Raw genomic sequence first — 26,237 nt, forward strand, 5'->3', positions numbered from 1 at the left:
TAGCACAGATGCAACTCTTTTCATGGCTTTGTCGCATGGCATGGCGCGACAGTCGCCGCAGTAGGGGTAAACTACTTTTATTCCTCTCCTCTATTGTATTGGGGATTGCAGCGCTTGTAGCAATTAACTCCTTTAATCAGAATCTGCGACAAGATATTGATAATCAGGCAAAAGAACTACTGGGGGCAGATCTCGTAATCTCGGGAAGCCGCCCCCTGCCCGACTCTTTATTGCAATTGACTCGGACAGTACCCGGTAGTATAGAGGCACAGGAGTGTACCTTTGCTTCGATGGTGTACTTTCCTAAAACGCAGGGAACGCGATTAGTCCAAGTGCGAGCGCTTAAGGGCGATTTTCCGTTTTACGGCCAAATAGAAACATTACCCCCACAAGCTGCACGGGCATTTCAGCAACAATCGGCCGCATTGGTGGACAATACGCTCATGCTACAGTTTGATGCTACGGTCGGCGATTCTGTTACTATCGGTAAATTAAATTTTCAAATTGCAGGTAGTTTGCAACAGATTCCCGGACAGTCGGGAATTGTGGGAACAGTAGCTGCTCCTGTGTATATCCCTTTCGATTTACTGGATTCTACAGGATTGGTACAAAAAGGCAGTCGTTTGATTTATCGTCATTATTTTAAATTTGCAGCAAACACAGATATAGAAAGCCTCTTAAAGGAATGGATGCCTGTTATTGACCGCGCAGGTTTTAATACAGAAACTGTCGAAGGGCGCAAGCGCAGTTTAGGACGCGCCTTTGAAAACCTGAATCGCTTCTTGAACCTCGTGGCTTTTGTTGCACTCCTATTGGGTTGTGTGGGGGTAGCCAGTGCGGTGCATGTGTATGTTGCCGAAAAGATTCCATTGATAGCTGTGCTGCGTTGCATGGGCGCTACCGGACGGCAGGCGTTCTTGATTTACCTCTTGCAGATTGTACTGATGGGCTTTGTAGGCGCTCTGATCGGGACGGCACTGGGGGCTGCTATGCAATCGCTGCTGCCTGTTGTATTCCAAAATTTCCTGCCCGTTGAGGTAAGCACGAGGCTGATTCCTTCTGTGCTGTTGGGTGGAGTTGCGGCAGGTGTGTTGGTAGCGCTTTTGTTTGCACTGCCGCCGCTGTTGCGTGTGCGCAACGTATCGCCGCTACGTACTTTGCGAAGCTCCTACGAGGGTGATCAAAAAAAGTGGGACGGCGCAATTATTTTGGTTTATCTGCTCACCGTGCTATTTATTGCAGGCTTTGCCCGCTTGCAGGTGCGCTCATGGATAGAAGCGGGTGTCTTTATACTGGGCGTAGCTGTTGCTATCGGACTTTTGGCGCTTACAGCCTTTGCCCTGATGTGGCTGCTGCGCAACTTAGCTGCTCTATCGCTGCCTTATGTGTGGAGACAGGGTTTTGCTAATTTGTATCGCCCTAATAATCAAACCCTTGTGTTGGTTCTATCTATCGGCTTGGGTACGGCGTTGGTGGCTATGCTGTTTTTTATACAGGATTTGTTGCTTAGCCAAGTACAGTTTGCAGGGCGCGAAAATCAGCCAAATATGGTATTGTTCGACATTCAAAACAGCCAGCGCGATGATGTAAATCGCTTAGCCAGTAAATTTAATTTGCCACTTTTGCAGCAAGTTCCTATTGTAACAATGCGCGTAGCGGCTGTTAATGGCAGATCGGTACGCGAAATTAAAGCAGATACTACTTCTCAGATTGCATCTTGGTCGTTAGATCGCGAGTACCGCGTAACCTATCGCGACTCCCTGATTGAGTCGGAACGCAATGCAGGAGGCAAATGGCGTGGCAGGGCAGGGGACACAATCTTTGTATCTTTCGATGAATCTTATGCCAATCGGATGGGAGTTGGGCTGGGCGATCGCATTACGTTCGATGTACAAGGAAAAAATATCGAAACCATCATCGGGCATTTGCGGAAGGTAGATTTTTCGCGCGTGCAGACCAATTTTGTAGTGCTGTTTCCGCGAGGCGTATTAGAGAACGCACCACAGTTTCATGTATTGGTTACCCGCGTTCCCGACGAGCAGGTGTCGGCGCGTTTCCAACAGGCACTTGTACAGCAGTTTCCAACAGTTTCTGTGGTAGATTTGGGTTTGATCTTAAAGACGGTGGACGAGGTACTGGATCAGGTTTCCTTTGCTATTCGCTTTATGGCAATGTTTAGTATTTTGACAGGATTGCTCATTTTAGCAGGTTCGGTAATTATCAGCCGCTACCAGCGGATGCGCGAAAGTGTTCTGCTGCGCACCATTGGGGCAGTTCGTAGCCAGATTTTACAGATCAATGCAGTAGAATACCTTGCCGTTGGTTTGATTGCCTCGCTGACAGGCGTTGTATTAGCACTGATGGCAGCCTGGGCGCTGTCTTATTTCAGTTTTGAAATAGTCTTTGCACCTGATTTATTGTTGCCTTTTGCTACTATCACAGGCATCACCCTGCTGACTTTGGGCATTGGGCTATGGAACAGCCGATCAATCATCAATCGTCCGCCGCTGGAGGTACTTCGCTCTGAGACATAGATCTAAACGCTTTGTAACCATTCCAAAGCCTTTGGGCGACTATCAAAATAACGGTTTTGCACAGTTGTGATGATTCCCTCATCCATGAGTTGTTCCATAGCAATAGCTGAAAAAAGATCTGGTGGGAGGATCGTAGCAACGAAGCGCTGCCCTGCACCGATTGTCTGTGGAGCTATTTCAGTTGCAACCCATTCCTGAAGATCGGGCGTAATAATAAAACTACTTTGCGAAGTATCCAGCAATAGTTTAGGTGCTTTGGTTGGTATCATCTGCGCTGCATAAGTTTGCATAAAGGCTTTGAACTCTTCGGGCGTGTTTGCCGCCGTCATGGTTGTAACAATTTCAAATAAGCCTTGTGCGGCATCATACTTAAAATATCCGAATTGATCCTCGTAGATCAGCATATGTTCAGGTGTTTAAATGTGTACGAATCTAATCAATAAATCAAATAAAAAACGCCCCAGAAGCACTTGACTTTGAGGCGTTTTAGCTAAAAATTCAGCGGGTTAATTGAGCCACTCCAAACTTCTGTTCAGGAAGGCTGTCAAGTCTTTGCCGTTGAGCATGTTTTGTGCCAGTAGTGCCAGATCGTAGGTGTGTCGGGCTATTTTTTCGCGCTCGTCGGCGTTCTGTTCCTTGAGCAGTCGGCTGATCAGCGGATGGTTGCCATTAACTACTATGTTCAACTGGTCGGGAAGATTGCTCATATAATCTATGCCTCCGCTCAACATCGCCATTTCTTTCATACGGCGGAAAAACTCGGGGACGACGATACTCACCGGCAGTTCGTCTGTGGAGATAGCTTCTACAGTTACCGTTTCCTTACCGCTGATTTTTTTGAACAGCTCAATGACTTGATTTTTTTCATCTTCAGACAATATAACATCTTGTCGGTCGGTTTTTTCGATTAACTTATCAACAGTATCGGCATCTACGCGCTTCACCTGCGATTTTTCAAATTTGCGTTCTAAAAATCCGGTGAAGTGGCTGTCTATGATGCCGTTGAGCAACAGCACATCGTAGCTGCGTTTTTCAGCCGCTTGGATGTAAACATCCTGCTTTTCGGGATGGTTGGTGTAAAGCAATACCAGATTGCCGTTTTTATCAGTTTGATTTGCTTGAATATGCGCTTTGTACTCATCGAAAGTAAAGTATTTGCCTTTGGTATTTTTCAGGAGTGCAAATCCGGGAGCTTTTTCGGCAAACTTGTCGTCGCTGATCATACCAAACTTAACAAATACATCTATACCATCCCATTTTTGCTGATAGGCTTCGCGGTCTGTTTTGAATAGCTCTTGCAGTTTGTCGGCAACTTTGCGGGTGATATAATTATTGATTTTTTTGACGTTGCTGTCAGCTTGCAGGAAACTGCGCGATACGTTCAGTGGAATATCGGGCGAGTCAATTACGCCATGTAACAGCGTCAGGAATTCAGGAACGATGTCTTTTACCTCATCGGTAACAAAGACTTGCTTCTGGTAGAGTTGTATTTTGTTGCGATTGACGAGTTCGTTTTTCACTTTTGGGAAAAACAAAATCCCTGTCAGGTTGAATGGATAATCTACGTTGAGATGAATCCAGAAGAGTGGATCTTCTGCCATGGGGTATAGCTCGCGGTAGAAGTTCAGGTAGTCTTCGTCTTTCAGATCTGTAGGGGTTTTTGTCCAAAGTGGTTGTGTATTGTTAATAACATCTCCGTCAAGTGCTATTTCGATAGGTAAAAATTTACAATACTTGAGCAAAATTTGGCGCAAGCGGAAGGTTTGTAGAAACTCCTCAGAATCTGCCGCAATGTGCAAGATGATGTCTGTACCGCGATCTGTTTTGTCGGCAGGTGTGATTTCGAACTCGGTGCTGCCGTCGCAGATCCATTGCGCAGCTGCTGTGCCTTCCTGCCATGATTTGGTAACGATGCGCACTTTTTCGGCAACCATAAAGGCAGAGTAAAAGCCTAAGCCAAATTGTCCGATCAGTTGCTGACTTTGATCTTTGTCTTTGTATTTTTCGATGAATTCTTTTGCACCTGAAAATGCGATCTGATTGATATATTTTTTGATTTCATCGGCTGTCATGCCGATACCTCTATCGCTGACTGTGATTGTTTTTGCTTCCCGATTTAAGCTGATATTGATGCGGGTATCGCCAATTTCACCATTGAACTCGCCCAACGCTGCAAGACTTTTGAGTTTTTGCGTAGCATCTACTGCATTAGAAACCAGCTCGCGAAGAAAAATTTCGTGATCGGAATATAAAAACTTCTTGATAATTGGGAAGATATTCTCGGTATGGATGGAGATAGAACCTTTCTCTTGCATAATAAATTAGACTTTAGACCGTAAAGCTAATTGTCTAATTTCATGCCAGCCATTTTGGAAGTATCGCACCTACAGACGTACCTGACAAAAAGTCAGACCGTAGGAGACTCAAGTACTGATGAGTTTTTTCATGCGGCAGATCTTTAGCCCCTCTGATTGCTCAATTGTGATCTCATCCATGATCTGTTTGACCAGAAAAAGCCCCATTCCACTGCGCTTTTTTTCACAGATGATCTGGCTGATGGTAGGTACTTCGTACAGATTGATGTTAAAATTGTCCGGTTTGGTGTCGCTTACCTCGAAGTAAACGTTGTTAGTTTCGCGAATGATTTTGATACCGATTTCATCATTATCGTTGCAGCGGTGTGCATGGATGATGATATTTGCGCAAACTTCGTCTAAAGCTAACACAAGTAAGTATTGTTGTTCGTCTGTTATAGACCACCCGCTCAGCACGTCGCCTGCAAACTTTCGAAGCGTATTTAACGACTCTCGCTTGCACTTAATGCTGATTTGATGCTCCCATTGCTGCTGTTGCTTCATCAGTAGTGGTGTAAATTCTAATAACCTGATCAAGTCCGAGTATTTTGAGTACGTTGGCGATCTTCGGGCTAACATTGCTAAGTGCAAATCGAATATTTTTTTCTTCGCATTCGCCATGTCTCGATATGAAAACACCGATACCTGGCGAGGAGGTGTATTCCAAAGCGGCACAATTCACTACAATAGACTGAGGTTGTGCGGCCAAGACTTCCTCTAATGCACTGTCAAAAACCAATGCCGAACTTGCGTCAAGCTCGCCTTTTACTGATACTACGGCAATGCCGCCGGTTACTTCTGTTGTTACATCTACCATTTTAACGTTTTTTTAAGGCTTGGGTTGTACTGCTGCTTGTAATTTTTCCTTGCAAAGCTATCTAATTTTCTATGGAATGGTTCAGCATTCATGCACAAAACCCGACAGACCGAAACGATCTATCGGGTTTGATAGCCTGATTGTCAGTGGACTATTCCATCCACGATTTGTAGTAAACCCCGTCGTCGAGCAGCATTGCCTGTTCGGTTAGCGCTAAGGGGCGGAAGGTGTCTATCATCACAGCCAGTTCTTTTGTTTCTTTTTTACCTATGCTGCGCTCCATTGCGCCCGGATGCGGTCCATGCGGAATTCCGCCCGGATGAAGTGTAAACATGCCTATTTCTACATCGTTGCGGCTCATAAAGTCTCCATCTACGTAGTAGAGAATTTCTTCAGAGTCTATGTTGCTATGATTGTAGGGTGCGGGAACAGCCTGAGGGTGGTAGTCGTATAGGCGCGGGCAAAATGAGCAGACAACTAATGCTTCGGATTCAAAAGTCTGATGCACAGGGGGCGGCTGATGAATGCGTCCTGTAATGGGTTCAAAATTGTGAATGCTGAAACCGTAAGGGAAATTGTAGCCATCCCAGCCTACAACATCGAAAGGATGTGAACCATATACAATTTCGTGAATCATGTTTTGTTTTTTGACTTTGATCATAAAGTCGCCTTTCTGGTCATAAGTTTCCAGATCAACGGGCAGTTTATAGTCGCGCTCGCAGTAAGGGGAGTGCTCCAGCATCTGCCCAAACCCGTTTCTGTAGCGTTTGGGTGTGTAAATGGGCGCGCGGGATTCCATCCAGAGGATGCGGTTGTCCGGGCTATCAAATTCCAATTGGTAGATCACGCCGCGTGGAATGATGAGGTAGTCGCCGTATTCAAAGGGAATAGTGCCCATTTGTGTACGCAACTTGCCGCTGCCTTTGTGGATAAATAGCATTTCATCGTGTTCGCCGTTTTTGTAGAAATAGTCAGTGATACTTTGGCGCGGAGCTGCTACGCCAATCGTGCAGTCATTATTAACAAACAATGGTATCCGGCTTGCCAAGTAGTCGTCTGCCGGCGGGGCTTGAAACCCGCGTAATTTGCGCGCTTTGATATTTTTGGCAATTGCGATTTTCGGCTCAACGCTGTACGAGTTGATGATTTCTTTGACCATCGTGGGGCGATGCACGTGGTACATCAGCGCCGACATGCCAGTAAAGCCTTCTGTACCAAACAGTTGCTCATAATAATAGCCACCCTGAGGTTTTTCAAAAGTAATGTGTCGCTTGTGCGGAATTTTACCGAGTTTATGATAGATAGGCATAGGCTAATAATTTATTGACATAACATTAATTAGTGTAACAAGTATAGTGCTTTTTGCCGATAAACACAACGCGCACATCTGTTATCAGGGTTTCTGTTGATCAGATGGAGGTTGTTGAGGCGGCGGAGCAGATTTTTTACCGGTGAGTTTTTGGTAAATTTCGTCTATGTCCAGCGTACCTTCTGCCAGAAAACTCCGCAGCTGTGTGTTCAGATAGGAGACAATAAAAAGCAAACCTCCGATGATGATCAGCAGTAGGATCTGAGTAAAGCGCGAAACCTTCCAGATGTCGTAGGCAAGTAGTTTGAGCAACATTGCACCAAGCAGGGCGGATGCAATAATGCGAAAATCTCTGATGCGATACTGAACACCAAGCAGCATTATTCCAAAAGCGATCAATGACCAGAGAATCGGATAGAAGAAGAGTCTTGTTTGTTCTAACAGGTAGCTAATATTTTTGGCAAAACTTTTGTCGGCATCATAAAAAAAGACTACGTACAAATGATCCAGTTCGGCAGTAAGGTGGAATACCAGCGAGCCGCAAGCTAACCACACTACATAATCAATCCGCAAAGTAGTCGAATCTTCCTCTGCGTCATTGTTGCCTGCTTGTTTTGTCAGCGGACTGAAAATGCCGTATTGGTAGGAAAGCAGCAGGTAAATAGCCAACAAATCCAATATCAGGTTAATATAATGCACAAAAAACCAAGTTGGTTTTGCTGTGCCAATCAGAAATTCGTTGCGCAGGTTAATAACCTTCGGATGTGCAAAAACGATGTAAGAAATCACAGCTGCCATGAGGATATAATTGGCAGCTAATTGCAGGCGTTTGTTGGCCGTACGCGTAGCACCTACCCAGAAGAGGATGGCAAAAATAGTATTATAGATGCCAATCACTAAGCGTTCCAGATCGGGATGCGAAAAGCGGTGGTAGGTCAGTTCTATGTTGCCCGATAGATAAATCAGTCCGATACTGACACCTGCCAGCAGTCCTTGGAGGGCTTTTGCTTCATAAGTCAGGAACATGAGCCGCCCTTCGGTAGCCTGTGCCTGCATCTGCACTAGGAATAGCCCCCCGATGTAGATACAAACAGATGCAATTGTCGCAAAAACGGCGCTATTGAACAGGAAATCAGGCTTAGCACTGCCATTGTAGGTGCTGTACCAAATACTGAACAGTGTTATTAAAGAAGCCAGAAAGGTAAGCACTGCTGCATCGCGGAAAATAGGCACGCGCCAGTAGCGAGCGATGAGCAACAGCGCAAAAGTCTCTGCCAGCCATGCCAGATGCAGTGTATGGCGTGTTTGGCAGATAAACAGCATCCCTATGCTGACCCCACCTAAGGCAAAGGCCTGCATGTATTTTCTGATGTTATAGTTGCTATCGGGTTTGTTGTAAAGCCACCAGCCAAAAGCACCATTGAAAATACCCGTACCTACGAGCCACCAGCCAAAATACTCGCCTACTAAAAAATGTGCCCCCAACAAGCGGTAAACCGATAGGATGAAAAAGCCCATATTAAGCGCGAAAAAGAACAGATCTCGCTCGCTCATGGCTACTTCGGTTTCGTCGCGAAGTTGGCGCAGGCTGTGTAGCAGGTGCATTCCAAAGTAAACTAAGTAGAACAATGTGCTAAATGTCATTCCTGTGTAAAGCATCTGCAGGCTGCCCAGATTAACGCGCCACATCCAGCCCGTCAGGATGACCATTGTTGTAATAAAGGTGAGGTAATTGAGCAGAATCCAGCGCCTTCGGTAAGCGATCACGATGGTGCTGAGGGTAATAACGAATAGGTAGCTGAAAAAGTAATTGTAATTAATTTGTTCGCCGACAATTACAAAGGGCGTAAGATAGGCGCCAACGATTGCTAGCACTGCGAAGTAGCGCCGATTATAGTACAGCGAAAGACCCAGCGAAATTGAGATAATGCAAAGCATCAGCGCAAAGGCAGCAAACTGGTTTAGAAAGTTGTATTCTCTGAAAGCCAGATAGTTGGTATAAAACATCAAGCACAGCGCAGAGGTAGCAAACAGCAGACTGAATGTTTGGTTGCTGTTTTCCATCCGCTTGGCAATGGCAAACAAAATCCCCGAAATTAGCATCCCGATGCTGATACGCGCCCACTCGGGGAGTACGCCTTCTGCGATGCCGTAGCGAATTAACATCCCGATGCCAATAGTAAAGATCAGTACGGCTATTTTGCTGAAAACGTCCTCATAGATAAAGCGCTCGAAATCATTTTTTCCTTTGGCAAGTCGCTCTAAGATCAACTGACGGGTTTTCTCGTAGGGAATGGAACTTTTTTGCGAAATGGTATGAATTTGCTCTTCCAAATCGTCTTCCGGCTCTGTAAAGGCTTTCAGGTAAACTTTTTGTTCTATTTTTTTCCAGTCAATAGACTGGCTATCAGCCTCTTCGCGCTTTTCGTTCTGCAAGCGTCGGCGTGGGGGAACATAGAATGGATAGTGGCTGATATCGTAGTCTTTGATGGCTTCGTGCAGTCCTTTTTCATACAATAACTTGTACTCCTCATCCTGCGTGATAGGGTTATAGATGCCTTCTGCCTTTTGTATTGCTTCGCGGTTAGCCAAAACTTCAGACACAAAGCGATTGATCTGCTCGGCAAGCGGCTTGCCGTCGTTTGATGGCGTTTGAGGCGCATCCTGTGGGGGTATATTTTCGGGCGTATCAGGCACAAGCTAATGGTTTGACTTATAGAAAATTACGGACTTCTGCTTTGAGAAATTTCAGCGCATTACCCGTAATATCGTCGTTTTGCGCGATAATATTGCTAACAATGGTTTTAGAAAGCTGAATAGCAGGCGCATCGGGCGGCACTTCAGAGGCAGAGTCATTAACCATCGCCACCATGTTATCCATAGCAGCGCGAATTTTTTCCCATGCCTCGTCGCTCATGTAGATCTGTTGCGAGAGGTTGTGTGCAAATTCGTTGCGTATTTCCTCGAGCATAATAGTTTGCAACTGGATGGCGGTCAGTTCGCTATCGCTGAGGCGCGTCAGCAGATGCGGTGCAGAAATCCTTTCCAAAAAAAGTGCCATCCGCTCGTATGCCTGCAAGCGCAGCGGCAAAGTGATGTCTGTATATTTGGCTTTTAGTTCTATTAGTCGCCGCTCAAAGTCTCTGTTTAAAAAAGTGCGCAAGGTCAGGTACATAGCATAAATCGCAAGCCCTGCGGGTAAAACAATTTGCAGTATTTCAGTCAAAATTTCCATAGCAATATTTTTGCAAGCCAAATTTAGGCAATCTGCCTACCTTTGCTGCAAATTTGAGTTAAAAAAACATGGAACTCCAACCGATAAGTATTACCAATGCAGCAGCCAACGAAATCCGCTACATTATGCAAAATAAAGGCATTCCGCAGGGATATGCACTCCGCGTGATTGCAGAGGGAACGTCGGGCTGCGGTGGGGTGCGCTACAGGCTTGGTTTTGACAAAGCTCGCGAAGGCGATCAGCAGTATAATGTGTTGGATATTCCGGTGATCTACGAAAAGCGCCAGATGATGTTCTTGCTGGGTCTGGAGATAGACTTCGAAGACCGCGCAACTGAGCGTGGATTTGTTTTTAATCGGAAATAGGCAGGATTTATTCATCTGTCAAGATTTTTTGCAGGCAAAAACTACAGCCTGAAAAAAGGTTAACAGTTTCGTGCCATTGATAAATTTCCATTTGCTTTGGCGATCGCATCACAATGATTTTGCGGCTTTGTGTCAAAATCCAGCAGACAGTTTCTACCCCAAAGTTTAACAGGCGCAAAGACTTTTCAAGCAAGTAATCCGTCTCCGCATTGTCTGTATCTACTTTGACATCAACTTCTATGATTGCTTTGGGTGGCTGATCGTTGTAGTGTTCGGAGATCGGATTTTTTAACTTTGCTTTCTCAACGACCGCTATATCATTTGCAAAATTTTCATTGGGCGCAAGATGCAAACCTGCCTCATTGGTAGGCAGCCAATACTTTTTTGCAGGTAAAACAGTTTTCAGATAGAATACAAGTGCCTGTACGATCAGCGCCTGAAAAATGCTGCTGCCCATAATATCGCTTTCTGTTTTTAGCCCCAGCGCAACCAGGAAAGCGCCTTTTCGGTAGTATATGCGATTGCCGAAAGTTTCGCGGATTAGTCTGGGATTGATTGCCTGTGCAATATTTTCCATTGTTTAGGATTTTTCAGGCATCAGCAGTGTAAGCCTCTTTGTTCAAAGATACTAAGAATCTGACAGTTTTTATCATGCCAGCAACTGCATAATTGCCAGCCGATAGCCGTTCAGTCCACAACCAACAATCACTCCTTTAGCATATTTGCTGATGTAGCTGTGGTGTCGGAAAGGTTCGCGGGCGTGAATATTGGAAATATGCACCTCTACAACAGGTGAAGAAATAGCCGCTACCGCATCGCCAAGTACTACCGAAGTGTGCGTAAGCCCGCCTGCATTCAGGACAATACCTGTGCCGCTGAAACCAACTTCATGCAGTTTGTCAATGATAGCCCCTTCGTGATTCGATTGAAAATAATTCAATCGAACACTATTGCAAAACTCTTTTTGCAAACGATTAAAAAAATCTTCAAAAGTATTGCTGCCATAGATCTCTGGTTCGCGTTTGCCCAAAAGATTCAGGTTTGGGCCGTTGATAATAATAATCTCAGTCATCGCACATGTGGATTGGCTGTAGTAATTTCGCTCAAAATACGAATCTTATGCAAATCTCTGATATTCGCAAAGAGTATACCCGCCACACCCTCAGCGAGGGCGACGTGGCAAATTCGCCTTTTGATCAGTTCAATAAATGGTTTGAGGAAGCACTGAACAGCGGACTGACAGAACCTACAGCAATGAATTTGGCAACCGTTGGCAGCGATGGCAGACCTACAGGGCGGATCGTTTTGCTCAAACACATAGATACAGGTTTTGTATTTTTTACCAACTACGGCAGCCGCAAAGGGCAGCATTTGCAGCAAAATCCGTTTGCTGCGCTTACTTTCCACTGGGTCGAGTTGGAGCGTCAGGTGCGCATAGAAGGCAAAGTGGACAAAGTAGAAGCCTCATTATCAGATGAATACTTCAATAGCCGCCCGCTGCTGAGCCGTATTGGTGCAATAGTTTCCGACCAGAGCAAACCGTTGCCGCACCGAGAGGAGTTGGAAAACAGGATGCGCGCATTAGAAGTGCAATATGCACAGCAAGATCCTCCCCGTCCGGAAAACTGGGGCGGTTATCGGCTGATCCCCGACTATTTTGAGTTTTGGCAAGGGCGCCGTAGTCGTCTGCACGACCGCATTGTCTATGAACTTATGGAAGATAACACATGGAAAATTTACAGGCTTGCGCCGTAGGTTTACTGAGAGGCTGAATTCATGTCGGTGCAAACGCTACATTGACTGCCGATCTTGTGGTTAGCATATATTTTTTGCCGCAAATGGCATAAAAGAGACTGTCTAAAAAGGCTGAATGTAGCACAGACTTTAGTGTGTAAATATTTGATTATCAAGTGATTAATAAATCACAGACCAAAGTTTGTGTTACTTTTCAGACACCCTCTTTTATTTGCCCAGAGGCTTGCAGCACTTAGTCTGCTATCTCTATTTGCGGGCTTTTGCCCTTAATTTTGCGTTTGCCCATGATGCGCATGACCATTTGTACATCTTGTTCGCGAATTTCTACAAAAGAGAACTTATCAAACACTTCGATACTGCCAATATTTTTTCCATTGATACCGGTTTCGTTCGCAATAGCACCAAGGATATCGCCTTTGCTGATTTTTTCATTGCGTCCTAAACCTACAAACAGGCGGATCATTTTTTCGTTTGTAGAACGCTGGTAGCCACTGCGGCTGTTTTCTTCGCGGCGGTTGAAACTACTGCGTTCGCCGTTGCGATCTGATCTGCCGCTGCGTTCGCCTCTGCGGTTGTTATCAGAGAAGCCTTCGCCTCTGCTGCCAAAACGCGGCTGTGGCTGTGTAGAAGAGCGATCGTTGAGGATTTCCAGTTCGCCGAATGGGCGGTTGATTTCACCTGCTGCCATTTTGGCAAGTGCTGCTGCCAGATCTTCGGCTGTGTAGCCTTCTGCCATCAGTTGACCAATCAGTGTTGTGAAATCCTGTAAGTTTCCTTCAGCTACAGTTGCTTTTACCTTGCCTGCAAAGCGCTCGCGGCGCAATTGCAAGAGTTCCTGCGGCTTTGGAATTTCGCCTTTTTCTATACGGGATTTGGTAAAACGCTCAATTTCACGCAACTTGCCCATCTCGCGATTGGTGATGAAGCTAAAAGACATACCTGTTTTGCCGGCGCGACCTGTACGACCGATGCGGTGTACATATTGCTCAATATCGTTTGGAATGTCGTAGTTGAATACAGCATCTACATCGTTTACATCTATGCCGCGTGCAGCCACGTCAGTAGCTACCAGCATCTGTGTAATACCATTGCGGAAGCGAGACATAACACTTGTGCGCTGGCTTTGGCTCATATCGCCGTGCAAACCTTCAGCCTGAACGCCTCTAACGTGCAGTTCTGCGACCAGTTCGTCCACCATGCGTTTAGTATTGCAGAAAGTAATAGCTAGCTTAATATCGTATTTTTCAACCAGCCGCGCCATCAACTCTACTTTTTGATTGCTTCTAACCGTAAAGTAATATTGCGCAATAGAAGCGGCTGTTAGAGTTGTACGCTCAATTTTCACATGCTCAGGGTCGTTGAGGAACTTCTTAGTCAGTTCCAGAATTGGCTTGGGCATGGTTGCAGAAAACAACATAGTTTGACGATCTTCGGGAAGATTGCCAAGAATTTTTTCCATATCGTCTAAAAAACCCATGTTGAGCATCTCATCAGCCTCGTCCAGTACGGCAATGCGGATGGCGTGAGTTTTGAGCGTACCTCTTTCTAGGTGATCCATCACACGACCGGGAGTGCCGATAACGATTTGTGCGCCGCGCTTCAGTTCGCGCAACTGACGGTCGTAGCTGTCGCCGCCATAAATAGCGACTACATTCAGATTAGGTTCGTATTTGGCGATTTTTTTGATTTCTTCTGCAATTTGCGCAGCCAGTTCGCGGGTAGGGCAAAGCACCAAAGCCTGCGTATCGCGGCTGTCAGCGTCAATACTTTCTACGATGGGAATACCAAAAGCTGCTGTTTTGCCGGTGCCGGTTTGTGCCTGTCCTAAGACATCTTGTCCTTCGAGCGCGAAAGGAATAGCTTGGGATTGGATAGGAGTGGCAAGCGTGAAGCCCATGTCGGCAATAGCTTGCAATGTTCCGCTTGACAGCGGAAGTGAATCGAATGTTACTTGTTCCATGAATGGTTAATAATTCCAAAAATTAATTCAAACAAAACCCCGCCTCAGAGATAATATCATAGGCTTTGCCGACACACGAATATTCGGATAAAGGGATGTTGGGTGAAAAAATGGATAAACCATTGCACACAAGCAAAGCGCGAAACATTATCAAATAAAGGAACGATTTTGACGCTGCAAAGATAGGAAGTATTTTGCAAATAAAAAAGCCTGCTTGCTAAAAAAGCAAACAGGCAAAAGTTTTAATAGGTTTGTGTGCTACTGATGTAGATTACTGAGCAGGAGTCTCAGCAGGAGCTTCAGTTTGAGTAGAGTCACCGGCAGCAGGAGCTTCTTCTACAGCAGGAGCTTCTTCTGTAGCAGGCGCCTCTACAGCAGGAGTTTCAGTTTGAGTTTCTTCAGTTTTAGCGCCACCGCAAGCGGTAAAGAAGCCAAATACAGATACCAAGATCAATAATTTTAGAGTTTTCATAGTAACAAATTCGTTTTTGGGTTCTGAAAAGTTTCAATTCTGACGCTTAATACAAGAAGCGCGCGAAAGGTAACCCATATTTCTTAAAAAGTTTTAAAATTTTTTCTGATGATCTGGTTATCAGATAGTTAGCTTACTTGCGATCCGCTGATAACGGTGTCGTTAGGGCCTACGAGTACCAGTCTGCCGTCTCTATCCTGTGCGCTGAGGATCATACCTTCGCTAACGATGCCTCGCATTTGGCGAGGGGCAAGGTTGGCCAACAGCAGCACTTGCTTACCTACCAGCGACTCAGGCTCGAAATATTCGGCAATGCCACTGACTACCGTGCGATGGTCTATGCCTGTATCCAAAGTCAGTTGCAGGAGTTTTTTGGCTTTTGGCACTTTTTCGCAAGCAAGTACCGTAGCTACGCGAATGTCCAACTTAGCAAAATCATCGTAGGTGATTTGTTCTTTGAGCGGCTCGGCGGGCGCTTGTATGAGTTTAGTTTTTTCTAATTTTTGGATCTGTTGCTCAATTTCTGCATCCTCTATTTTTCTGAAGAGCAACTGCGGTTGTGCCAACTGATGACCTGCCACAAACGTAAGCGGTTCATCCCAATGATAAGTTGTTTTAGGCAATTGCAACATTTGGAATAGCTTGGCAGCAGTTGTGGGCAAATAGGGCTGCATATAAACCGCCAAATGTGCCGTAAGCACGACGCAATTATTTAGTATTTCTGCCGTTTTGTGGGGTTCAGTGCCAAATTTTTTCCATGGTTCGCTGTCGGTGAGGTATTTGTTGCCTGCACGGGCCAAGTCCATTACTGCATTAAGCCCATTCTTAAATTTATAGGCTTCTATGTTTTGTTGCAGGTTGTTGTAAGTTGTTGCGGTGACTTGTCGCAACGCTTCATCGGTAAAGTCAATGATACCGCTGCCTTGTAGCTGGCCTTGAAAATATTTATGCATCAGTACCCACACGCGATTGACGAAGTTGCCCAGAATTGCGACCAGTTCGTTGTTTACACGTGCCTGATAATCGCGCCATGTGAACTCGCTGTCACCGCTTTCGGGACTGATAGAAGTAAGTACATAGCGCAATTCGTCTATTCTGTTGGGGAAATTATCCATGTACTCGTCTAACCACACGGCCCAGTTGCGCGAAGTGCTGATTTTATCGCCTTCCAGATTGAGAAATTCATTGGCGGGTACATCCGTTGGCAAGATAAACTCTCTATGTGCTTTCAGGAGGATCGGGAAAATGATGCAGTGGAATACAATGTTATCCTTGCCGATGAAATGTACCAACTTGGTGTCGGGACTTTTCCAGTAGTCTTCCCAGTTTTTGCCGTTGGCAGCAGCCCAGTCTTTAGTAGCTGATATATAGCCAATTGGCGCATCGAGCCATACATAGAGTACTTTGCCCGCAGCTTCGGGCAGGGGAACCGGCACGCCCCAGTCCAGATCGCGGGTCATGGAGCGCGATTGTAGCCCTTGCTCAATCCATGATTTGCACTGCCCGTACACGTTGGGCTTCCACAAATTTTGCTTTTCGTTCACTATCCACTCGCGCAACCAAGGTTCAAACTGGTGCATAGGCAAATACCAGTGTTTGGTTGCACGTAAAACAGGAGTGGTTCCTGTTAGTATGGAGCGAGGATTGATCAATTCTAACGGACTAAGACTGCTACCGCATTTTTCGCACTGATCGCCATAAGCATTTGGATTACCGCACTTAGGGCAGGTGCCTACAATGTAGCGGTCTGCGAGGAACTGCTTTGCCTCCTCATCGTAGTATTGCTCACTTTCCTGCACCTCAAACAATCCCTGTTCGTGTAGTTTGAGAAAAAAATCTTGAGAAGTTTGGGTGTGTATCGGTTCGGAAGTACGGTGATAGATATCGAAACTGATGCCGAAGCGTTCAAAGGTACTTTTATTAATGTTATGGTACTTGTCAATAATTTGGCGTGGTGTGATGCCTTCTTTTTTAGCACGGATGGTGATTGCAGCGCCATACTCGTCGCTACCGCAAACAAATACCACATCTTCGCGCTTCAGGCGGAGGTACCGCACGTAGGTATCTGCCGGCAGATACGCACCTGCAATATGTCCGATATGGAGCGGCCCGTTTGCATAGGGCAAAGCAGCAGTAACTGTATATCTTTTAAATTGAGTCATATCCAGAGAAAAAATAATTACAAAGGAACTTAATCGAGACGTTCTTTCAAAGCTACAAGGAAATCGCGCACTTGCCGTAGTTCTTCAATAATGTCGGTGAGCTGGGTAATTGGCACAGGGCGCTGTCGAACTTTGTTGTTTTGCAGCGCATCTTTAGCACCTTGCAGCGTGTAGCCATCTACTGTGACCAGATGATATATCTTTTGAATAGCTTCGATCTCTACTTTGGTGTACTGGCGAATACCATTGCGGGTCTTACGGGGTCTGATGATGTCAAACTGTGTTTCCCAGAAGCGAATTTTAGAAGGCGCTACTCCAAGCATCTGCGCCACTTCGCCAATGCTGTAGTATCGCTTTTCTATTTCGTCCGACTTGTTTTTCATGGGCGGTGCACAGTTTTTGCGAGTAAGTTGCTCAATATGAGGTTAAAGGTAAACCTTTTTATGCGAAGTATTCAAGTAGTACTTTTATTTTTTTGCTTATCAGCATCATTATCAGCTATTTCCTGCCCGCCGCTGCAACCTTATTTTAGCTTCGAGGAAAATGAACGGCAGGCATATTTACACTTGTTAGATCTCCACTTTGCACCGGCCCGCGCAGCTATTGAGCGTATTCCTACCAATAATCTGGTGCGGATTTATCTGGAAAATTGGGCAGACGTACTGCAAATGCTGAGCAATCAGGATCAGATCCTCTACAGCGAGCGCTTGCACCTGCGCGAACAAAGACTGCAAAGTATTATGCGAAGCAATCGCAAATCGCCTTATTTCCTTTTTTTACAGGCTGAAATTCGTTTACAGTGGGCGCTGGCACAGGTGGTATTTGAAGAGCCGTTAGCTGCGGCATGGAATATCCGCAAGGCTTTCCACTTATTGGAGGAAAACAGTAGGTACTATCCCGACTTTGAGGGCAATCGCAAGTCGCTGGGTGTTTTGCAGGTGCTGTTTGGTGCAGTGCCTTCGCAATACGAGTGGATGCTATCGCTCTGGGGGCTTTCCGGCAGCATCGAAAGGGGATTGACGATCTTGCAAGAAGTTGCTTCAGGTGCATCTGTCTATGCGCCTGAGGCAGCTTTATGGCTCACTTTGTTGAGCAGCCAATTAGATAATCAATTTGCGGGCATCTGCTGTTTGAATAGTCTTAGTCATGGTAAATGGCTGGCGGCAGCGGCTTTTCGAAGGTCGGGCAATAGTGCAAAGGCGCTGCAACTGCTGGCAGATTTGCCCGCACATGCACCTTCGCTGATTTGTTGGGAAAAAGCTACAGCACTGCTCAACAGCGGCAACTATGAAGCAGCGCTGCATTGGTTAGATCTATTTGACAAGCAGCATCGTGGCGCTGACCTGCGCAAAGACGCACAACTGAAGCGCTTTTGGTGTCTCTGGCTGCTGAATAGGCAAGAGCAGGCAAGAGCAGCTTATCGCAAGATAGCTACTACAGGGCGCACACAAACAGAGGCAGACAGAAATGCAGCTTATTTTGCTGCACAGCAACCGCTGCCCGATAAGCGACTGGTGCAAGCGAGGTTGCTGGCAGACGGAGGTTATGTCGAAGATTCGGAAAAAGTGCTTCAAAATATTGATTTTCAAATACTTGACAGTAATGATCGCAGCGAGTTTTACTATCGCAAAGCGCGAAATGCACAACAACTTGGGCAATACCGGCAGGCGCTTGTGTACTACGAAGCATGTATGCAACTGGCAGGGGGAGCAGTCTGGTATTTTTTGCCCAAAGCGGCGCTACAGGCAGGTTTACTTTGCCGCGACTACACAAAGGATAACAAAAAAGCCCGCTATTACCTGACCCGTGCGATAGAATACCGCCAGCATCCTTACAAAAAAAGTATTGATCGGAAGGCAAAAGCAGCCTTAAAGATGCTGGCAGACTAAGTGCTATTTGCTAAACAGACCCTGCGCACGGTCGGGGTAGTCGGTGATTAAGCCGTCAACGCCCATTCTGGCAAGTTTTTGCATCGTTGCAAAATCGTTAACCGTCCATGGGATTATCTTGATGCCTTCTTTTTGTCCGTATTCGATCATAGACGAAGTTACAAGCAGGTGATAAGGACTGTAAACGTCCGGCTTGAAGCCAAGCTCCTTAATGGCATTTTCGTAGAATGGATTCTGTGCTACCAATAGTGCGATCGTAATTTGATCATCCATCTTTCTCAGGGCTTGCAGTGTGCGAACATCGAAGGACTGCACGCAAGTGCGCTCCAATATACCTTTCTCTTTGATGATCCGGTAAACAAGCTCCATAAACTCCTGCGGCTCGGGATGATAGATGTTATCTGTTGCAGGCTCTATTTTGGTTTCTATATTATAGCGCGGGGGCGATAACCCTTTTTCGCGTGCATATTGTTCAGTTGCATCAATCAGATCGGCGAGGAGTGGTTTGAAAACGGCCATTTTTTGTTGTTCCGGATAGTCGGGATTGCCCATGCTGCCGCAGTCGCAGCGGGCAATACTGTCATAAGTCATTTGATACAGATTATACTGCTTACCCTCTTTTTCTGTTGCAATGGTTTCGCCTACAGGATTTTTGCAGATCTTATAGTTGAGAAAAGGCTCGTGCGAGACTACCACTTTTTTGTCTTTGCTGATTACTACGTCCAGTTCCAGCGTGTTGACACCATAGTCCAGCGCCTTAAGCATAGAAGGAATCGTATTTTCGGGAAGCAACCCACGGGCACCTCGATGCCCCTGCAGATCGAATTGTTCGCGGCTTTTTTGCATATCCTGCGATTGGCATTGTGTGAAGAAAAGTACGAGTGGAAGTACAACAATGTAAGATAAATAGCGTATCATGGCTTTTTAATTTTTGGTAAAAATACCCTCTTAGCATTTATCCAGAACTTCTCTGCAACAGATTTAGCAGGGAATTAATATTAAGGCTGTTCAGCAAGGAAGGGAATTGAGTACATATCCAAAAAAATGTTAAAGAAAATCGAGGTTGTTTTAAACAATTTTTAGACAAAAGCGCTTTATATCATGTACAAAAAAACAACCATTAACTGTTTATTGCTATGTTTAACTCACCAGTACTACTCGATGGCACTCTCCAAGCTGGAGATTACATCGGATTCACATTCTTTACAGGCTACATGTCTATGATAGCCGCATCTATTTTCTTTATCGTAGAACGCGGATCGGTTTCCGAAAAGTGGAAAACTTCCCTACTCGTTTCTGCGTTAATTACTTTTATTGCGGCCGTACACTACTTCTATATGAAGGGTGTCTGGGTTGAGACGCAAACCTCACCTACACAGTTCCGTTATATTGACTGGACGCTGACTGTACCACTGATGTGTATCGAGTATTATCTGATTCTGAAGCCTGCCGGTGCCAAAACTGGTATGTTGGTTCGTCTCTTGATAGGCTCTATCATCATGTTGGTAGCAGGTTACATAGGCGAAGCAGTAGCAGTTGAGCAAAACGTGTTATGGGGTATTATTTCTACAGCAGGTTGGGCGCTGATCATCTATGAAATCTATGCAGGCGAAGCTGCGAAGTTGGCAGCAGCAAGCAACAATGCAATTGTGCAAAGAGGTTACGGCGTGCTTCGTTGGTTTACGCTGGTTGGTTGGGCAATCTATCCAATTGGTTACATGATGCTTCCCGGTAACTTATTGCATGGCTTTGTTGAAGGTTACGATCCTACGAAAGCATCACCTGTAGATTTGGCTTACAACATTGCGGATGCTGTTAATAAGATCGGCTTCGGTTTGGTAATCTATACAATTGCTAAAGGTGCAACTGCTGAAGAAAAAGCAATGGTACGTGCCTAATGCGTAATAATTAAAAACAAGTTGTTTTGATGGCATTTTAAAATGAGCAATCGTTTTGCGATTGTTCATTTTTTTGCAGTTTTTGAGGCTGTCCAAAAAGTAACACAACTTTAGTCCGTGATTTGTTAATCACTTGATAATCAAATAGCTACGGATTGAAGTCTGCGCTACATTCGTCCTTTTTGGGCATCCTCGATTTATCCATTATGCAATTCACAATGGTATTATCTTTGTCGCACATCCTTCAGGATTTCTAACTGATTGATAGTCAGTAGTTAAAGGCATAGCCTGAACGAAGCTATACGTTCAAATTTATCTGGCTGCTTAAATATTAATCGGCACTTTTTTAAGGATTGTATCAATAATCTCTCGACTTGTAATTCCTTCAGCCTCCGCTTCGTAGTTAAGGATAATGCGGTGGTTGAGTACGTCGAAGGCCACTTCTTTGATATCTTCGGGCAATACGAAATCGCGTTCTTCAAAAAATGCGATGGCTTTGGCAGCCCGATTCAGGTTGATGCTTGCGCGCGGTGATACCCCATACTGGACGTAGTTTGCCATATCGCCCAAATTATAATCCTTGGGCTTGCGTGTAGCAAAAATCAGTTCAATGATATATTTCTCTAACGATTCTGAGATCGTTACGCGGTTGATGGCATCGCGAATCTGAAAAATTTCCTGTTTACTCAAAACGGTGTTTACACTTGGCTGGAAGGACATATTGCTCATCCTGCGCATGACTTCGAGTTCATCTTCCTTGTCTAAGTAATTAACGAATATCTTCAACATAAAGCGATCTAACTGCGCTTCGGGTAGGGGGTATGTTCCCTCTTGTTCGACAGGGTTTTGGGTAGCCATTACTAGGAAAGGCTTATCTAAGGCATACGTTGTTTCACCGATTGTAACTTGTTTTTCCTGCATAGCCTCCAGTAGAGCAGCTTGCACCTTAGCGGGCGAGCGGTTAACCTCATCTGCCAGAATCATATTAGCGAAAATGGGTCCTTTTTTTACTTCAAACTCGCCGGTGCGCTGGTTATAGATCATTGTGCCGACCAGATCGGAGGGCAGCAGATCGGGCGTAAACTGAATGCGTTGGAAGTCGAGGTGCAGCACTTCTGCTAAGGTATTGACAGTGAGTGTTTTGGCAAGCCCGGGAACACCTTCCAGCAGAATATGTCCGTTGGTAAAAAGTCCGATCAGCAGGCGATTGATCATGTAGCGCTGTCCTACGACAACTTTATTGACCTCGTTATAAACCTGCCTGATCTTGGCCTGCATGTCAGCGTTTGTCATTAGCGGCGTTGTTTGATGAAACATCTCATATTAAGGTGCAAGTTAGCGTTTTTTAGGTAAATGTACTGCCGCCAGCATACAGCGGGCGCTACCGCCACCATTGGCCTCAATCGTGTAAAGTGGTGCAAAGACCGGACGGGCATATCGGTGAATTTGCTCCAACTGGTGCTGGTTAAGCGAGCGATAAGCCTGATCGGACATGATTAATAATTTTTCACCTTTATCGTTGTGTACCTCGAGCATATTACCTGCAAACTGGTTCATCTGCGAGAAACTAATTTCGATGATTTCTTTCCCCGAATCAATGATTTCTCGGACAACCATTTCGCGCTCCTCGGCAGGAATAGATTCCAGACAAATGATTACGTATTGCGTACCTACGCACATCATTACGTTGGTATGGTAGATGTCTTTGCCTTCCGAATCGCGGGCATGGAATGCCACTACGCGAAATCCGGTCTTGCTTGCAAAATCGGCTAATACTTCTGCATCGGTACGCGGCGAAAAGCAGGCATAGCAGATTTTGTTGTCGTAGTCGAAAATCATGCTGCCTGTGCCTTCCAGAAACTTGTTGTCGGCTTCGTAGTGCGACAGATCTATTTCTTCGCGGATCTCAAAATCGTCTCTGAGTAGGGCTAAAATGCTTCTACGGCGCTCCCAGCGGCGGTTTTCTGCCTGCATGGGATAAAATATAACTGTGCCGTCTTCGTGGAAAGTAATCCAGTTATTGGGAAAGATAGCATCAGGTTTAACGGGTTCGGGGGTATCGTAAACAACTATCACATGAACACCGTTTTGTTTGAGTATATCTACAAAGCCATCAAACTCACAGAGTGCGAGCAAATGCACGCTTTCGGTAGCCTTTTTGGCAGCCTCAGGATCTTGAAATGCGTTAGACTCTGCTGTTTGTGGGTTGAATCCGAAGTGTGCGGGACGCACCATCATTACTGTATCGGAAGTCTGCATTTTACATTGTCAATTAATGCGACTAAGTTAGTACTTCAAATGCTAATTTGACAAAAGCTATGCTTCGGTTGCAAAACATCTTTTACAGCTACGGGAGTTTAGAGGCACTCCGAGGGGTTAGCTTTGATATGGCTGCAGGCGAAATTCATGGCTTAGTCGGGATGAACGGAGCAGGCAAAACGACGCTTTTGCAGTTGATCAGTGGTTTGCTGCGGCTGCAACAAGGCGAAATAAGTTTAGGTGGGCAGCCGATTGCCCAGCGGGACATTGCATTTTTACCGACACACAATTATTTGTATAGCTATATTACAGGCGATGAGTACCTTTCGCTTTTTCGCGTCCAGTCCTTGCGTACCGATTTTGAGGCATTGAACCGCATTTTCAGGTTGCCGCTTCATCGCCTAGTAGATGAATATTCTGCCGGAATGCGCAAAAAGTTGGCTTTTATGGCGCTGATGGCGCTTGATCGCCCTGTTTTTGTATTAGATGAGCCGTTCAACAGCGTAGACATCGAAGGAGTGATGGCTTTTCAGCAGGCTATTCGCTTACTGGCACAGCAGGGAAAGACTTTGCTGATAACTTCGCATATCTTCGAAAGCCTGACCGAGATTTGCGATCACATACACTATTTGAATAATGGCTCGATTGACGGTAGTTACGATCGCGCTGCTTTTTTCCGGTTGCAGCACTTGCTTCGGCACACCTTCGAGCAAGACCACCGCGAGGACTGGCGCCGGTTTTTTGGCTGATCAACTCCAGATCGTTCGTGCCTGAATCAGTTCTTTGCCTGTGTCTGCGAGTAGCAGGCTGTGGCGAAACTGCGGGTTTTCGCTTTCGGTCTCCCGTACTGCTCGCCCTTCGATAGTATGGCCGAGGTTGCTTTCCATCCTGAACATGATGTCCAGCGATTTGAGCTGATACTGTGTAAGAAAATCGCCGGGTAGCGTTTCTATCAGCCATTGGATGTAGTACATGTTATTGGTGTGGCGGTTGTTATCCATCTGATGCCAGCCGGCTTGAAAATTTGCCGTGTAATCAGCCTGATCTACGCTGCCGATTTTGCCTGAAGCGCGAGGCAGCGGTGTTTCTTGGGCAACAGGAAACTCGCGAATAAAGTCGGGTACAGAGATCATCTGTCGCTTTTCCAGATCTATCACCGGCCAAGAGGATGTTACCTGTGCTATTAGCCGTCCATTGGTATCCAGCACGCGGTAGTCGCGGTAGCAGTAATACTTGTCTATTCCGGAAGGAAAAGTAAGTACCTGTACTTCGTCGCGTAGTTGCGGCCAGCCAAAGCACTCGATCCGCATCCGCGCCAGCACCCAAGAAAGCCCTCGTTCTTGCAAGACCTGTGAAGAAAATCCAAGATTATGCGCGTTCCAATGAGCAGCTTCCTGTAAAAAATTGACCAAAGCCGGAACGGTCAGGCGATTGAGCATGTCAACCTCGTTAGCGCGAATGATAAATCTTTCAATATGCGGCGGTGTAATGCGATTGGGCATAAGCATCTGAAAAAGCCTGTCAAATTACGACATTCTGCATGTGCAGCAAAAATGCTTTATATTGCAAAGGTATCTTTAGAAAAGACAGGATGGAATTATCTGCCATACCATACAGCAAAACAGGAATGCCCGGTTTTGCGGTAACAATCACTCAAATTTTTCCTCTCAAAGAAAATCTTACCCAAAAGCAACCCAATGAAACAAAAAATTAATATTTTTCAAACTTCATTTTTTGCTGTAGGTGCAATTAATTTACTGGGGCACTTGCTGGAGCAGCCAATGCTGGTGCAATTTTCCAAACCCCTGCTGATGCCGCTGCTGGCAGCCTTTTTCTATTTCAGTGTGAAGGGTAAAAAAGCATCTGAAACAGCAGTTTACGGAATGATTGCCGCGTTGGTACTCTCCTTTATTGGCGATGTTGCACTGATGATAGAAGGATATTTTACCATTGGGCTGGGTGCTTTTCTGCTGGCACACGTCAGCTATATTTTTGTATTTACCTACCTGCAAAATTTTCACCTGCCGCTCAGTAGTATTATCATCAAACCGGTCGTATTGATTTTATTTGTGGTCGGTATCCTTATGTACATCACCTTAACGCCTTATCTGGGTGCTATGCGAACTCCTGTTGGCGTGTATGTTGCTGTCATTGTCGTAATGGCTGTATCGGCTTATTTGCTCACGCAGCGCATTAGCGCACTTGTTTTTATTGGTGCAGCGCTGTTCATGCTTTCCGACGGCTATCTGGCTTTCAACAAGTTTCACACAGTACTGCCGCTTTCGGGGGTTGTGGTGATGGGAACTTATATAGCAGCGCAGTGGTGCATTGCCAAAGGTGTTAGTACATATTTCCATGATTGATGCGCTCCGGCAACAGTGGCTAACCGAATTGCGGGGTCTGGCTGATGAAGCTATACTCACAAATATCTTTGAACGTTTGTGCGGCTTCTATCAGGAGCCGCACCGCGCCTATCACAACCTGCACCATATTGCGGCACTGTTAGATCTTGCCAATCAGCATCGCGCTGATTTACAGAATTTTAGCCTGATTTTTTTGAGTATCTGGTTTCACGATGCCATTTATCAGCCCCTGCGCAAAGACAACGAGGAGGCAAGCGCTGCGCTTGCCAAAAAACAACTACAGCCTTTGCAGATAAATCAATCAGATTTAGATAAAATAAGCAGCTATATATTGGCTACCAAAAAGCATCAGCCTTCGGACGATAGCGATTTGCAATGGTTTTTGGACTTTGATCTGGCTATTTTGAGCAGCCCACCCGAAGTCTATGAAGCCTATACACAGCAAATTAGGCAGGAATACTGCATGTATCCCGACTTTTTGTACAATCCCAGTAGGAAAAAAGCCATGTCGGTATTTTTGGAGCGCCCTGCTATCTATGGCAAACTCGGCGACCGCGCCGAACAGCAGGCACGGCTGAATATTACGCTGGAGATAAGTAGGTTATAGTTGGCTGTGATAAGAAATACATCATAGGGGGGAGCAGTAACATTTACAAGCCTGTATGTTAAAGTTTTACGCTTATTACAATCTTTTATTGTACAAATACATTAGATTTAACACTATAAGCTATCTCAAAACTCAATTTTGCGTATATATGTTATAGAAGTGAGCTTTATTTGATTATCTATGGATTTAACAGATATGCAGTGGGAGCGCGTATCGGTTGTCTTTGAGCAACCTTATGCAGGAACTGGTCGTCCACGC

25 protein-coding genes are annotated in these 26,237 nt (G+C 45.5%); 8 read left to right on the forward strand and 17 right to left on the reverse strand.

Annotated features, from left to right (window positions below; genetic code table 11):
- Window positions 1–8 precede the first annotated feature (8 nt).
- The gene (locus ACWIP2_RS05795; protein ID WP_448518961.1) at window positions 9–2,534 is read left to right on the forward strand and encodes an ABC transporter permease; all 2,526 of its coding nucleotides are present in this window, start codon (window positions 9–11) and stop codon (window positions 2,532–2,534) included.
- Window positions 2,535–2,536: 2 nt separating this feature from the next.
- Here ACWIP2_RS05795 and ACWIP2_RS05800 read toward each other — a convergent pair whose 3' ends face one another.
- The 7 genes from ACWIP2_RS05800 to ACWIP2_RS05830 form a co-directional block, all read right to left on the reverse strand.
- A complete protein-coding gene (locus ACWIP2_RS05800) occupies window positions 2,537–2,938 on the reverse strand; it encodes a hypothetical protein (RefSeq protein ID WP_448518962.1) in 402 nt (133 codons plus the stop codon).
- A 102-nt stretch (window positions 2,939–3,040) separates the two neighbouring features.
- Window positions 3,041–4,849 (reverse strand): molecular chaperone HtpG, encoded by a 1,809-nt coding sequence (gene htpG, locus ACWIP2_RS05805; RefSeq protein WP_448518963.1) that lies wholly within the window; start codon window positions 4,847–4,849, stop codon window positions 3,041–3,043.
- Between the two features lie 108 nt (window positions 4,850–4,957).
- Window positions 4,958–5,392: an ATP-binding protein gene (locus ACWIP2_RS05810; RefSeq protein WP_448518964.1), complete on the reverse strand. Its 435-nt coding sequence runs from the start codon at window positions 5,390–5,392 to the stop codon at window positions 4,958–4,960.
- Window positions 5,352–5,705: an STAS domain-containing protein gene (locus tag ACWIP2_RS05815; protein WP_448518965.1), complete on the reverse strand. Its 354-nt coding sequence runs from the start codon at window positions 5,703–5,705 to the stop codon at window positions 5,352–5,354. Before ACWIP2_RS05815 ends, ACWIP2_RS05810 begins: the two co-directional genes overlap by 41 nt.
- Before the next feature lie 151 nt (window positions 5,706–5,856).
- Window positions 5,857–7,014, reverse strand: coding sequence for a homogentisate 1,2-dioxygenase (locus ACWIP2_RS05820; protein WP_448518966.1), 1,158 nt, complete (start codon window positions 7,012–7,014; stop codon window positions 5,857–5,859).
- 84 nt (window positions 7,015–7,098) lie between these two features.
- Entirely contained in the window at window positions 7,099–9,711 is a 2,613-nt protein-coding gene (locus ACWIP2_RS05825; RefSeq protein WP_448518967.1) for a DUF2339 domain-containing protein, read from the reverse strand.
- Between the two features lie 16 nt (window positions 9,712–9,727).
- Window positions 9,728–10,249: a DUF7935 family protein gene (locus tag ACWIP2_RS05830; RefSeq protein ID WP_448518968.1), complete on the reverse strand. Its 522-nt coding sequence runs from the start codon at window positions 10,247–10,249 to the stop codon at window positions 9,728–9,730.
- A 68-nt stretch (window positions 10,250–10,317) separates the two neighbouring features.
- Here ACWIP2_RS05830 and ACWIP2_RS05835 point away from each other — a divergent pair, with 68 nt between their 5' ends.
- A complete protein-coding gene (locus ACWIP2_RS05835) occupies window positions 10,318–10,614 on the forward strand; it encodes a HesB/IscA family protein (protein ID WP_448518969.1) in 297 nt (98 codons plus the stop codon).
- 7 nt (window positions 10,615–10,621) lie between these two features.
- Here ACWIP2_RS05835 and ACWIP2_RS05840 read toward each other — a convergent pair whose 3' ends face one another.
- Both ACWIP2_RS05840 and aroQ read right to left on the reverse strand, forming a co-directional pair.
- Window positions 10,622–11,191, reverse strand: coding sequence for a hypothetical protein (locus ACWIP2_RS05840; protein ID WP_448518970.1), 570 nt, complete (start codon window positions 11,189–11,191; stop codon window positions 10,622–10,624).
- Between the two features lie 72 nt (window positions 11,192–11,263).
- Window positions 11,264–11,686: a type II 3-dehydroquinate dehydratase gene (gene aroQ, locus ACWIP2_RS05845; RefSeq protein WP_448518971.1), complete on the reverse strand. Its 423-nt coding sequence runs from the start codon at window positions 11,684–11,686 to the stop codon at window positions 11,264–11,266.
- A gap of 47 nt (window positions 11,687–11,733) precedes the next feature.
- On the opposite strand from aroQ, the gene pdxH reads away from it, so the two are divergent.
- Window positions 11,734–12,369, forward strand: coding sequence for a pyridoxamine 5'-phosphate oxidase (gene pdxH, locus ACWIP2_RS05850; protein WP_448518972.1), 636 nt, complete (start codon window positions 11,734–11,736; stop codon window positions 12,367–12,369).
- 232 nt (window positions 12,370–12,601) lie between these two features.
- Here pdxH and ACWIP2_RS05855 read toward each other — a convergent pair whose 3' ends face one another.
- The 4 genes from ACWIP2_RS05855 to ACWIP2_RS05870 form a co-directional block, all read right to left on the reverse strand.
- Window positions 12,602–14,329, reverse strand: coding sequence for a DEAD/DEAH box helicase (locus ACWIP2_RS05855; protein WP_448518973.1), 1,728 nt, complete (start codon window positions 14,327–14,329; stop codon window positions 12,602–12,604).
- Between the two features lie 271 nt (window positions 14,330–14,600).
- The gene (locus ACWIP2_RS05860; RefSeq protein WP_448518974.1) at window positions 14,601–14,801 is read right to left on the reverse strand and encodes a hypothetical protein; all 201 of its coding nucleotides are present in this window, start codon (window positions 14,799–14,801) and stop codon (window positions 14,601–14,603) included.
- A gap of 128 nt (window positions 14,802–14,929) precedes the next feature.
- The gene (gene metG, locus ACWIP2_RS05865; RefSeq protein ID WP_448518975.1) at window positions 14,930–16,963 is read right to left on the reverse strand and encodes a methionine--tRNA ligase; all 2,034 of its coding nucleotides are present in this window, start codon (window positions 16,961–16,963) and stop codon (window positions 14,930–14,932) included.
- 29 nt (window positions 16,964–16,992) lie between these two features.
- Window positions 16,993–17,346 (reverse strand): MerR family transcriptional regulator, encoded by a 354-nt coding sequence (locus ACWIP2_RS05870; protein WP_448518976.1) that lies wholly within the window; start codon window positions 17,344–17,346, stop codon window positions 16,993–16,995.
- Window positions 17,347–17,406: 60 nt separating this feature from the next.
- Between ACWIP2_RS05870 and ACWIP2_RS05875 the strand changes: the two genes are divergently transcribed.
- Window positions 17,407–18,852 (forward strand): tetratricopeptide repeat protein, encoded by a 1,446-nt coding sequence (locus ACWIP2_RS05875; RefSeq protein ID WP_448518977.1) that lies wholly within the window; start codon window positions 17,407–17,409, stop codon window positions 18,850–18,852.
- Window positions 18,853–18,855: 3 nt separating this feature from the next.
- On the opposite strand, the gene ACWIP2_RS05880 is transcribed toward ACWIP2_RS05875, so the two are convergent.
- Window positions 18,856–19,770, reverse strand: a complete 915-nt coding sequence (locus tag ACWIP2_RS05880; protein ID WP_448518978.1) for a glycerophosphodiester phosphodiesterase — start codon at window positions 19,768–19,770, stop codon at window positions 18,856–18,858.
- Window positions 19,771–19,988: 218 nt separating this feature from the next.
- On the opposite strand from ACWIP2_RS05880, the gene ACWIP2_RS05885 reads away from it, so the two are divergent.
- A complete protein-coding gene (locus ACWIP2_RS05885) occupies window positions 19,989–20,750 on the forward strand; it encodes a bacteriorhodopsin-like (protein WP_448518979.1) in 762 nt (253 codons plus the stop codon).
- A 324-nt stretch (window positions 20,751–21,074) separates the two neighbouring features.
- Here the strand turns inward: ACWIP2_RS05885 and ACWIP2_RS05890 are convergent, their stop codons facing one another.
- A complete protein-coding gene (locus tag ACWIP2_RS05890; RefSeq protein ID WP_448518980.1) occupies window positions 21,075–22,043 on the reverse strand; it encodes an AAA family ATPase in 969 nt (322 codons plus the stop codon).
- A 42-nt stretch (window positions 22,044–22,085) separates the two neighbouring features.
- Window positions 22,086–23,009: a citrulline utilization hydrolase CtlX gene (gene ctlX / locus ACWIP2_RS05895; RefSeq protein WP_448518981.1), complete on the reverse strand. Its 924-nt coding sequence runs from the start codon at window positions 23,007–23,009 to the stop codon at window positions 22,086–22,088.
- 59 nt (window positions 23,010–23,068) lie between these two features.
- Between ctlX and ACWIP2_RS05900 the strand changes: the two genes are divergently transcribed.
- Window positions 23,069–23,758, forward strand: a complete 690-nt coding sequence (locus ACWIP2_RS05900; RefSeq protein ID WP_448518982.1) for an ABC transporter ATP-binding protein — start codon at window positions 23,069–23,071, stop codon at window positions 23,756–23,758.
- Here ACWIP2_RS05900 and ACWIP2_RS05905 read toward each other — a convergent pair whose 3' ends face one another.
- Complete coding sequence (locus tag ACWIP2_RS05905; protein WP_448518983.1) at window positions 23,759–24,511, reverse strand: acyl-[acyl-carrier-protein] thioesterase; 753 nt, start codon at window positions 24,509–24,511, stop codon at window positions 23,759–23,761.
- A gap of 195 nt (window positions 24,512–24,706) precedes the next feature.
- On the opposite strand from ACWIP2_RS05905, the gene ACWIP2_RS05910 reads away from it, so the two are divergent.
- Together ACWIP2_RS05910 and ACWIP2_RS05915 are read left to right on the forward strand one after the other, a co-directional pair.
- Window positions 24,707–25,372 (forward strand): lysoplasmalogenase, encoded by a 666-nt coding sequence (locus ACWIP2_RS05910; RefSeq protein ID WP_448518984.1) that lies wholly within the window; start codon window positions 24,707–24,709, stop codon window positions 25,370–25,372.
- Complete coding sequence (locus ACWIP2_RS05915) at window positions 25,365–25,979, forward strand: HD domain-containing protein (protein ID WP_448518985.1); 615 nt, start codon at window positions 25,365–25,367, stop codon at window positions 25,977–25,979. The genes ACWIP2_RS05910 and ACWIP2_RS05915 overlap by 8 nt, the downstream gene beginning before the upstream one ends.
- Window positions 25,980–26,237 lie beyond the last annotated feature (258 nt).

The organism is Rhodoflexus sp., assembly GCF_053489755.1.